This window comes from Photobacterium damselae, assembly GCF_003026815.1.
Classification (GTDB): domain Bacteria; phylum Pseudomonadota; class Gammaproteobacteria; order Enterobacterales; family Vibrionaceae; genus Photobacterium; species Photobacterium damselae.
Genome location: NZ_PYOG01000001.1, coordinates 618959 through 627211, shown reverse-complemented (window position 1 = coordinate 627211; position 8253 = coordinate 618959). Strand labels below are relative to the sequence as shown.

Sequence of the window (8253 nt, the reverse complement as noted above, 5' to 3'; positions counted from 1 at the left end):
AGATAGGCAGGGTGTGTAAGCGCTGTGAGGCGTTGAGCTAACCTGTACTAATTGCCCGTGAGGCTTAACCATACAACACCCAAGGGGTTTTATCGGACTCCACAAACACTTGAATGTAAGTTTGAGACCGCGAGAATCGAGTTATCGAGTATCGCGATAGTCAGTTTTTAAGATTGTAACGTTAGGAGTCTCGTATCGAGAAATCTCGACACTCGTAACGAAAAAGAATTTGCTTGGCGACCTTAGCGCTGTGGTCCCACCTGAATCCATGCCGAACTCAGAAGTGAAACGCAGCAGCGCCGATGGTAGTGTGGGGTCTCCCCATGTGAGAGTAGGACATCGCCAAGCTTTAATTAAAATCTGCCGTTTAGCGGTAGAAAATTAAACAGAGCGATAATAGTAAGACTTTGTTTAGTTAAAGAATTTTTCTAGCGACCATAGCACAATGGTACCACCTGAACCCATGCCGAACTCAGAAGTGAAACGTTGTTGCGCCGATGGTAGTGTGGGGTCTCCCCATGTGAGAGTAGGACATTGCTAGATTCTTATTGCGATAAGATGAATAGACACGCTGCGGAGCGGTAGTTCAGTTGGTTAGAATACCGGCCTGTCACGCCGGGGGTCGCGGGTTCGAGTCCCGTCCGCTCCGCCACTTATTTAAGAAAAAGCCTGATTCGAAAGAGTCAGGCTTTTTTCTTTATGCAGTAAAAATCAAAGATAGATGAAAGTTAAGTGGTAGTTCAGTTGGTTTGCTTTTTGTTTAAGAGCAAGCCGACCCGTCACGCCGAGAGTCGCGCTGATGTTCGGTATAGTAGTCCCGTCCGCTCCGCCACTGATTTAAGAAAAGCCTGATTCGAAAGAGTCAGGCTTTTTTCTTTATACAGTAAAAATTAAAGATAGATGAAAGTTAAGCGGTAGTTCAGTTGGTTTGCTTTTCGTTCAAGAGCAAGCCGACCTGTTACGCTGGGAGTCGCGCTGATGTTCGGTATGGTAGTCCCGTCCGCTCCGCCACTTATTTAAGAAAAGCCTGATTCGAAAGAGTCAGGCTTTTTTCTTTATGTGGTAGAAATTAAAGATAGATGAAAGTTGAGCGATAGTTCAGTTGGTTTGCTTTTTGCTTAAGAGCAAGCCGATCCGTCACGCCGAGAGTCGCGCTGATGTTCGGTATAGCAGTCCCGTCCGCTCCGCCACTTATTTAAGAAAAAGCCTGGTTCGAAAGAGTCAGGCTTTTTTCTTTATACAGTAAAAATTAAAGATAGATGAAAGTTGAGCGGTAGTTCAGTTGGTTTGCTTTTTGTTTAAGAGCAAGCCGACCCGTCACGCCGAGAGTCGCGCTGATGTTCGGTATAGTAGTCCCGTCCGCTCCGCCACTTATTTAAGAAAAAGCCTGATTCGAAAGAGTCAGGCTTTTTTGCTATATGTCGAATCTAAAAACTTCCATTTTTCCAATCTCATTAAACTATTTTACGTCTGATCTTTATCACAAAATCTATTTTTAGTCTGATTTAGCCAACTAAATGGCTTAAATAGTCACCTGATTTTCTGTCTTCAAGCGTATGGTGAAAAAGTAACCTATGAAAATATTTCAGGTGTTATAAAGGAGATATGTGATGTTATTTAACCCTCAAAAACATAACTTTCACTATAAAGATCAAGAAACTCAGCAATTAATGCAGAAAGTTATCGATTTCTTTGAAGCTAAAGGACTGAAAAGTATAAAGAAAGATTGGCATGATAAAGTTTGGAATTATGAATTTGTCGATTTTATGAAAGATAATCAGGTGCTTGCAACGCTAATGACGCCTGAAGGATATGGTGATCCATCGGCTCGATGGGATACTTACCGTAATACTAAATTTGCTGAAATTATTGGTTTTTATGGCATAACTTACTGGTACACCTTTCAAGTATCTATGCTTGGTGTAGCGCCTGTTTGGCTTGGAAGTAATGAGGAACTGAAGCATAAAGCCGCTCAGCTATTACAAGAGGGGCATGTTTGCGCTTTTGGTTTATCGGAAAAAGAACATGGCGCTGATATTTACTCTTCAGAAATGAAATTGGTTGATAAAGGTAATGGATATTTCGAGGGGAGTGGTAGCAAATATTATATCGGAAATGGTAATGAGGCTGGTTTAGTCTCTACCTTTGGTAAGGTTGAAAATAGTGATGATTATGTATTTTTTGTCGTTGACTCTAAGCATCCTCAATACACCTGTGTGAAGAATACAGTCAATGAGCAAATCCATGTGTCAGAATATACGATTAATCACTATCCGATTACTGCTGAGGATATATCTGAGCGAGGACAAAAAGCTTGGGATGATATGCTAAACACAATCAATATTTGTAAATTCAATTTAGGGTTTGCTTCTATTGGTTTATGCGAGCATGCTTTTTATGAAGCAATTAACCATGCTGCTCATCGTAATATTTACGGCAAATATGTTACCGACTTCCCTCATATTCAACGTCTATTTGCGGACGCTTATGCTCGGTTATGTGCTATGAAGCTTTTTTCTGAACGAGCTTGTGATTATATGCGTTCAGCCTCTCAAGATGATCGCCGTTACTTACTGTTTAATCCAATGGTCAAAATGAAAGTAACTTCTCAGGGGGAGGAAGTGATTAACCACTTGTGGGATGTCATAGCAGCAAAAGGATTTGAACAAGAGCCATTTTTTGAAACTGCAGCACATGAGATCCGTATGCTTCCTAAGCTAGAAGGAACTGTGCACGTTAATATGGCGCTTGTTGTGAAGTTTATGCAGAACTATCTGTTTAATCCCAAAGATTACCCTGTTATCCCTCATCGAGATGATGTTGCAAATGATGATTTTCTTTTTAATCAAGGTCCAACTCGAGGGCTAGGAAAGATTCAATTTCATGATTATCAGCAAACTTACGATGCAGTTAAATTAGAGAATGTTGAGATCTTTAAACAGCAAATCGCGGCCTTCAAAGATTATTTATTACACCATTCGCCAAGTCAGGATCAGGCTAGAGATGTTGATTATATCTTGGCGATGGGAGAGTGCTTTACTCTGATTGTTTATGGACACTTAATCTTAGAACGTGCTCAGCACCTTGCTACTGAAGATATATTGATCAATGAAATCTTTGATGTTTTAGTTCGAGATATGTCCCATTATGCATTAACGCTCGCAAATAAGCCGTCATCGACCTCAGGTCAATATAGTGCTTTGCGTTTAATACAGCATAAACCTCATCACGATCAGGAGCGTTTTAAAGCATTATGGCAGTCTATTTATAGCTTATCTGGAACTTATACTGCTCTCGATTAATCTGGTTTTAAGAGCTAAATATTTCATTATATATAGTTAGATTTAGCTCTTGAGCTCCTATGTGCCAAAAGCTGTACAAGCTATTAATTTATTATTATTCAGTATGTTATTTTCGTATTTTGGTAAGGTTTACTGTGTTGAAAAATCATGGTTATCTTTTTGCTGTTAAATTTAAGAAAAGCTGTACAAGTGGTTGGTTGAATCTGTTATCTGGCTCTGATTACAATCGTGATATGATTACATTAGTACTGATTTCATTAAGGATATATTGATGAGCACAGCTCCAACTGATCATGTCGATAGTGACTTACTTACCGAAATAGCCATTGCTTATTATCAAGATGGTGCGACTCAAGAAGAGATTTCACAAAAGTTTGGTATGTCACGAGCCAAAGTTGGTCGTTTGCTACGTCGTGCCCGTGAAGAAGGCGTAGTTGAGATTACAGTGAAATACCATCCAGTCTTTAGTGAAAAGCTTGAGCAGCAACTGATTGAGCGCTTTAATCTTAAACGAGCTTTAATTGCTTTGGATCAGCCAGATGATGAAACTCAGCGTCAACAAGTGGCCAGTTTGGTTTCAAGCTATTTGTCTTCAGTACTGACCGATGACATGGTAGTAACGGTTGGGCAAGGTCGAAATGTTGCAGCTATAGCCGGACATGTAGGCGTGGTTCCTCATCGTAATTGTCGTTTTGTTTGTGGTATTGGCGGCACCCATCGCTCAGGAAATGCAATCAATGCTGACCATATTTGCCGTCAGTTAGCGAAAAAATACGATGGTATTAGTGAAACTTTGTATGCTCCGGCCTACGTTGAAGACATCACAGTAAAAGAAGCCTTCATGAAAAATGGTACGGTAAAAGAGACATTGGATAGAGCTCGCCGCGCTGATGTTGCGTTAGTGGGGGTGGGCGATATGAATGAAAATAGTCATATGGTGAAGCTGGGTTGGTTTTCTCCGCAAGAGATTGTCGAAGCTCGAATTCGTAAAGGCGTAGTTGGTGATATTGCAGGATATGATTTTTTTGATAGCCAAGGTCATAAAGCCGATACTATGATGAGTGATCGTGTCATTGGTTTGAGTATGGAAGAGTTACGTCATATTCCAACGGTTGTCGTTATTGCAGCGGAAAACAGTAAAGCATTGGCGCTGCTTGGAGCTCTGCGTTCTGGGGTTGTTGACGTATTGGCGACCAATGTAAGTAATGCGTTGACGATTCTCAATTTAGATCAACAAATGAAATAGTGCTCTTTTTAAGCATCTACTATTAATATGCAATCGTAATTGGCTTAATTATACTTTTACGGTTGCATCATATCGGTTATACCAATAAAATACATCACACAAATTGAGGAAGAACGGCGTATCCGGTGATGCGTCCGGATTTCAAATCCGGGTAGGGCTGCCAGCAGTCCTGGGTAGGTTCGACTCCTATGTTCTTCCGCCACTTTTTGTCCTTATCTTTCTATTATCACTTCCCTGTGAATCTTCATCGTTGAGTCTTGTATATTTAATCTTTTAGCAATTCGCTATCGCGTAACTGACGATAATTAAATTTGCGTTTGGTAAAGCCAATACGATCAAAATATTCCAAGATTTGAATGGCGACTTTACGGCCCAGTTGCGTTAGGGTCCGAAATTCTGCAGTTTCAACTTTTTCGTATTGAGCAATATGCTCTCGTGTTAAATCGGCCATAGTATGTAACTGTTGATACGTGCAGTAACGGTCTTTAACAATTGCTGATAAATAACCCAGTTGTGCCAATTTATAACTTAACTGACGAATGTTCTCTTCTGCCAAATCAAACTCTGTTGCTAAGTCCCGAATCCAATGAGGATTTAAATCTTGGTTCATTCGAGCTTCAATGGCTAACCACAGTTGTTGCTCTTGTTCTGTTAAGGTCAGTTGATGATTTGCAAGGTGCAACCAGCCTCGTGTATTACTGATTTCTCCGTTTAATAACAGCTGAGCCAAAACCTGCTCAAAGATGTCTTGAGGTTGATTTAATGCACTCATTCGATATAAGCGAGCTTTACCTACCCCAATTTCATCACAAGATTTTTGATGAAACCGTTCTAGCTGAGTCACGATTTGTTGTTGTAACTGGCATTGATAATTTGCACTGAACAAGTATAGCCCAGCTTGTTGAATCGTTTCATCTTGAGGCAATAATTGAGTTAATTGCGCTGAATGAATTTGATGTTGCCAAGCGAATGTTCTGCTATCGACCGGATGATGGTGTAATAGATGTTTTAGTATCGCTTCAGGTTGTTGTAATGTGCTGCGCTTTTGTAGATAAGCAATGCGCTCAGGCTTGCGTTTACCACGGTTAGGTGGCGCAAGATCAATAGCAACTGCTGAGGCTAGGTTATGTTTTTGCGCAGGATCGCGAAGCAGTAATTTATCTTGTTCACACAGGGCCAAAGGTTGCTCAAATTGCAGTTCAGCCAATATCGTTTCACCTGCTATAGCGCTCTCTTGTTCTAATAGTGCTACTTTCGCCATAGTGTGGCTCGCAGCATGAAAACATTGTACGCTTTGCCAGTGCTTGATTGGTTGATGAACTTGAATCGTTGCGGTAATGCGCTTGACTGTCTGTTCAGGTTTTATCGCAACGAGCCAATCACCTCGTGAAACTTGGTTTTTATCGATATTACCACTGATATTAAGGGCAATACGTTGGTCTGCTTGTGCTGTTAGTGCCTCCTGACCTTGAGCATGTAGACCTCGCACTTTAATCGGTTCACTTTCAACACCACCATGATGAGGATTATGGGTGACATAATAAAGGGTATCTCCCACCTTAACCTGGCCATTAAGTGCTGTTCCTGTGACGACTAATCCCGCCCCTTTTACTGAAAAAGCACGGTCGATGGCTAAACGAAAACCTTTACCAACGACCTGCTTTTGTTGCTCAGTATTGGCCATGGTCACTAGATGCTGTTTCAGATCATCGATGCCTTCACCTGTGATAGCGGAACAGGTGAAGGTGTGCCATTGGGTGATATTTTGCATCGCTAATGCATTTTCCACCTGGTTAATACGAAGCTGTAAAGTGGTTGGATCGACTAAGTCTGATTTGGTAATGACAACCGTTAAACTGTCCATGTTTAATAGTCGCAAAATGGTTAAATGTTCATAACTTTGCGCCATTAAACCTTCATCGGCCGCTACAATAAATAGGGCGTGATGAGCAGTACCGACACCAGCCAGCATATTCGACAGAAACTTTTCATGACCTGGAACATCGATAAAACCTAATGTTTGCTGATGATTATTTTGATCTTGATAAGGCATAAAAGCGTAGCCTAGATCAATGGTTAGACCGCGTTTTTGCTCTTCTGGTAATCGATCAGTATTGGTGCCCGTTAATGCATGCAGTAGATGAGTTTTGCCATGATCGACATGACCTGCGGTAACGATAATCATGCCATGACCTCTGAAGTAGATGAGAGTTGATTAAGTTGGGTAATAAAGTCGTTAATATCAACCAAGCCCCTCATACAGAGCCACAGTTTATTATGATGAACTCGACCGATAATAGGGATCTCACCACTTCGTAATAGATCATCCAGATCATTTAAGGATCGCGAGCTGGTGTGATTTGCTTGAAAACTGATTGCGATTGATTCCAATTGTTCAGTAGGTAACGAGCCACTGCCAATTTGGCCGTAGCTTGGCTCAATAGTAACCGTAAAATCCTTACCAGCCAGTTGATGACAATAAGGTAATAGCTGCTGAGCTTGTTCACTTAGTTGATCTAAGGTACGGGTTAGGCGCAGTAAAGTGGGTAATTCACACGGAAGTTGCTCTGGATGACGATAAAGATTAAGTGTTGCTTCTAATGCGGCCAAAGTCATCTTATCGCAACGAAGGGCTCGCTTGAGAGGATGATGTTGCAATTGTTCGATCAGATCTTTTCGGCCCGCAATGATCCCAGCCTGAGGGCCTCCTAATAATTTATCACCAGAAAAACTGACCAAATCAATACCATCACGCAACATTTGTTGAGGCATCGGCTCTGTAGGTAAGCCGTAAGTGCTAAGATCAATTAACGATCCGCTGCCCAGATCGCTAATGACGGGCAATTGATGTTGGTGGGCTAATTGGCATAAATCGGCTTCTGCAACCGAGCTGGTAAATCCTTGAATCAAATAGTTACTGGTATGTACTTTCATCAAAGCCGCAGTGTGTTCACTGATAGCTTGTTGGTAATCTCGCAGATGTGTGCGGTTAGTTGCGCCCACTTCTACCAGTTGGCATCCCGCTTGACGCATAACATCAGGGATGCGAAATGAACCTCCAATTTCAACCAATTCACCTCGGGAGACAATCACTTCTTTACCCGCCGCAGTACCTGCTAGCATCAATAAAACTGCCGCTGCATTGTTATTGACTAAACAGGCATCTTCGCAACCAATAAGCTGCTGTAGTTGTTCACTGATAGCGTGATCTCGATGACCTCGTTGACCATTTTGTAGTGAATACTCAAGTGTCGACGGATAGCGCATAACTTGAGTGACGGCTTTGATGGCCGCTTCGGCTTGTAGAGCTCGGCCTAAATTGGTGTGTAAAATGGTGCCAGTTAAGTTAAAGACACGTTGTAGCCCTTGCTGATGCTTAGGAGCAAGAGCGTGAGTTAAATGCTGTGAAAAACGATCTAAGATTAAGGCTTTAGATACCAAAGGTTCAGAGCTTGCCAGCCAACTGGGTAATTGCTGTTGAGTTCGGATTGTCTCTCTCGCTTCTTGTTGTAATTGACGTACCATAGCGGTGAGGTGAACTTTTCCATACTGAGCAATAAGGGCTTGCTGCAATGGGTGATGAATTATTTGGTCTACACTCGGTAGATGAGCAAATAAAGCACGTGCAGTCATAGTGTTCTCGTTTGTTGTTTAGCTGGCAAAATCGTTTGAATATGGTGACTTAAATAAGAAACTTCTATCGGT

At 41.6% G+C, this 8253-nt stretch carries 4 protein-coding genes, 2 tRNA genes and 2 rRNA genes; 6 read left to right on the top strand and 2 right to left on the bottom strand.

Going from position 1 to position 8253, the window contains the following annotated elements:
* Window positions 1-232: 232 nt before the first annotated feature.
* The 6 genes from rrf (CTN07_RS02890) to CTN07_RS02865 all read left to right on the top strand — a co-directional run bounded on the left by rrf (CTN07_RS02890) (window position 233) and on the right by CTN07_RS02865 (window position 4750).
* Window positions 233-348, top strand: a 5S ribosomal RNA gene (gene rrf / locus CTN07_RS02890).
* Between the two features lie 79 nt (window positions 349-427).
* Window positions 428-543, top strand: a 5S ribosomal RNA gene (gene rrf / locus CTN07_RS02885).
* A gap of 32 nt (window positions 544-575) precedes the next feature.
* A tRNA-Asp gene (locus CTN07_RS02880) sits at window positions 576-652 on the top strand.
* 958 nt (window positions 653-1610) lie between these two features.
* A complete protein-coding gene (locus CTN07_RS02875) occupies window positions 1611-3302 on the top strand; it encodes an acyl-CoA dehydrogenase family protein (protein ID WP_005300917.1) in 1692 nt (563 codons plus the stop codon).
* A gap of 271 nt (window positions 3303-3573) precedes the next feature.
* Complete coding sequence (locus CTN07_RS02870; protein WP_005300913.1) at window positions 3574-4548, top strand: sugar-binding transcriptional regulator; 975 nt, start codon at window positions 3574-3576, stop codon at window positions 4546-4548.
* A gap of 107 nt (window positions 4549-4655) precedes the next feature.
* Window positions 4656-4750, top strand: a tRNA-Sec gene (locus CTN07_RS02865).
* A 63-nt stretch (window positions 4751-4813) separates the two neighbouring features.
* On the opposite strand, the gene selB is transcribed toward CTN07_RS02865, so the two are convergent.
* Together selB and selA are read right to left on the bottom strand one after the other, a co-directional pair.
* Window positions 4814-6733: a selenocysteine-specific translation elongation factor gene (selB, locus tag CTN07_RS02860; protein ID WP_005300911.1), complete on the bottom strand. Its 1920-nt coding sequence runs from the start codon at window positions 6731-6733 to the stop codon at window positions 4814-4816.
* Window positions 6730-8181, bottom strand: a complete 1452-nt coding sequence (selA, locus tag CTN07_RS02855) for an L-seryl-tRNA(Sec) selenium transferase (protein WP_005300908.1) — start codon at window positions 8179-8181, stop codon at window positions 6730-6732. Before selA ends, selB begins: the two co-directional genes overlap by 4 nt.
* Window positions 8182-8253 lie beyond the last annotated feature (72 nt).

Bases quoted from the DNA above. Each gene is read 5' to 3' on its own strand.
- CTN07_RS02875 (WP_005300917.1), top strand. From the start codon at position 1,611: ATGTTATTTAACCCTCAAAAACATAACTTTCACTATAAAGATCAAGAA.
- CTN07_RS02870 (WP_005300913.1), top strand. From the start codon at position 3,574: ATGAGCACAGCTCCAACTGATCATGTCGATAGTGACTTACTTACCGAA.
- selB (WP_005300911.1), bottom strand. From the start codon at position 6,733: ATGATTATCGTTACCGCAGGTCATGTCGATCATGGCAAAACTCATCTA.
- selA (WP_005300908.1), bottom strand. From the start codon at position 8,181: ATGACTGCACGTGCTTTATTTGCTCATCTACCGAGTGTAGACCAAATA.